Origin of the sequence: Bacteroides sp. 41_26, from assembly GCF_949740115.1 — a bacterium.
Lineage (GTDB): Bacteria > Bacteroidota > Bacteroidia > Bacteroidales > Bacteroidaceae > Bacteroides > Bacteroides nordii.
Genome location: NZ_CATJGZ010000017.1, coordinates 1 through 2,431, shown reverse-complemented (window position 1 = coordinate 2,431; position 2,431 = coordinate 1). Strand labels below are relative to the sequence as shown.

The 2,431-nt window shown below is 31.1% G+C and carries 1 protein-coding gene and 1 pseudogene; both read right to left on the bottom strand.

The window, feature by feature from the left end:
• Window positions 1–204: 204 nt before the first annotated feature.
• Window positions 205–1,893 carry a hypothetical protein gene (locus QX565_RS00185; protein WP_289290521.1) on the bottom strand — a complete coding sequence of 563 codons (1,689 nt, stop codon included), beginning with the start codon at window positions 1,891–1,893 and terminating at the stop codon, window positions 205–207.
• 64 nt (window positions 1,894–1,957) lie between these two features.
• Window positions 1,958–2,431 (bottom strand): annotated as a pseudogene (locus QX565_RS00180) (conjugal transfer protein TraG); the annotation flags it as partial.

Here is a 2,431-nt window from a genome sequence, read left to right as displayed (position 1 = left end):
TGGCTGTGTTTACATCCATAATGTTTTGAATTTTAGTGAGTAAATAAAAATTTCGGAAGTAAAAGTAAGGATGAAATAGAGTATATTTAAGGATTTGGGAACGGGTGGCTTCATTAGTCCCCGTTTGGCTTCATTAGTCCACACAGAAGTATATAAAAAAAGCAATCTCAATGAGATTGCTTTTTATTATGGCACAAAAAAATCCTATTTTTTCGGTATTATATTTTTAGGGGTTTCATTTATAAACAAATCTTCTAATGTCGAAATAGTCTCTATTACATCTTTAAAAATATCATCAAGTATTTGTTGTTTAGGTTTAGTTTCTAAATTAAAAAAATCAACTATACTTTTTCGATTACTTTTATTAGAGCTTTTTCTATGAGCAACATCACGAGAGCGTAAATCCTGCAATTTCCTTAAAAAGTTAAACATATCAGGGATTGGATATTTTTGGGACAAAATAAATAGCTCAAATTTATCTATACCAGCTTTAACATCTTTCAAACTATCAAACTTCTTTCTTTTTAGAAAATCTACTACTTCTTTTTTCTCAATACAGACATTTTTTATTAATTCTTCCTGATTTAGAGAGTCTATAAATAATTTTACTAAAGATAAAATTTGCTCGTCAAAATCCTGCTCGTTATCTAAAGTTGTCAAGCAATGTAATGTTTTAAATCTATGTTCATCTTCATTTATTAGAGGTAGAAACAAATACCAACCGTATATTTCATGCCATTTCTTATTAAAAGATTTATACTTCTGCTTAAATACAAAATCAGGGCTTATGGGATTACACCAAACTCCATTAATCCATCGTTGATAAGCTGTATAACTTAAGCATCCTTTATGGGGTGGAGCTATATTAAACCCTTTCCAATAGGATTGTTCCTTATAATCTAATGTTCCTAAATCAACTAACATTACAATAACATACTCTTTACAATTATTATCAACCTTTAAACTCCATGAACCATCACAAGTAATAAGACCATCACTAACTGTATATTTATTGGGGTTGTTATAATACTTATTTAATACATCTTTAGAAAAAAATACAGGCGTTAGTTCTAACGGTTCATTTTCTTTTTGAACGAAGTAATTTGATAGAAAATCCTTATTGCAAGTATGTAGTAATTCTTCTCCATTATCATCATATCCAATTATATAATCTAAATATTGATTATTATCACGTTCAAAAGGGTCATAGTCAGTCTTTTGTTCATAGCGTAAAACACATTTCCCCATTATCCAACCACAAGATTTTTTTTCTTCATTAAAATACTCAAACATATTCGTATAATTATATATATAATTATCTTCCTTTATTATTTGATTATTAACAGGAATAATATTGAGTTCTGAATACGTTGAAGAACCGTAATTTTCTATATCAAAGAATATTAATAGATTAATTTTTCTTATCGCAAGATAATCCTTTACATATTTAGCTTTGATGTATAATGATATTTTAGATAGTTTTGCTACGACCTCTTCTGAACCATTATTCATAACAACATAGTTCTTTTCTTCTTCTGAAATGTATTTTTCATGCAAATTATGATACAATCTAAATTCTTCGGATAGTTCAATATAAGATGGATGTGTACCATAACCATCCCTATAAAAAACAAAAGGTTCACATTTATTGTGTCCCAATCTATCATAATCCACAATAGGCTTTTTATTTACATACCTTACAGAAACACCCGGCATTCCATCCCCTCGCGGTAAATCCCAACAATAGTTACCCAATACTTCTAATACATTTTCATCTGTTACTAATGCAGAATGTATTCCAATATCACTAACTGTTATCCATCCATTCTCTATAAACTTTTTAGATATTCTATCTTTTATATCTTGGCATAAAACATAATTTCTTTCATCCATAATTAGTAAATTTATAATTTCTCCAAAAGTACAAATAATACTATTCTTAAAGAAAGGCAAATGCTTATTCTTCAACATCTTTAATCAAATGTTGTAAATTGGGGTCGTTCTTAATCCGTTCCATTTCGTCCGTGACAATCTGCTGGACTTCCTGCTTGACCCGGTTGTAGTTTGCCTGTATTTCTTCCTGCATCCGGTCGTTTCCGTCCTCGTCCCTAAAATCTATAATTTGGGGTAGTTTCTTGTAGTTGGCAGTTTCCCGCTTCACTTGCTCGTTATCCACCACAATTTCCGCATGGAATATTTTCTGTTCTATCCGTTCATCGAAATTGTCGCTGACCGCACCCACAAACATACCCTGTGTCAAGTTAGATATTTTACTGGGCGGTATCAAACTATCCATCTGCGTACTGATTGAGGTTGATTTGTCATTTCGGTTGATAGTCATGCTTTGGCGTTTTTGCAGTACCTTTCCGAAACGGTCTGAAAGCGTTTTTGCCGTTTCAGAAACCACCTGACCGCTAAAAATATTACCAAC

What these genes read in the sequence shown, in the direction of transcription:
- QX565_RS00185 (WP_289290521.1), bottom strand. Translation starts at nt 1,893, where the DNA reads ATGGATGAAAGAAATTATGTTTTATGCCAAGATATAAAAGATAGAATA.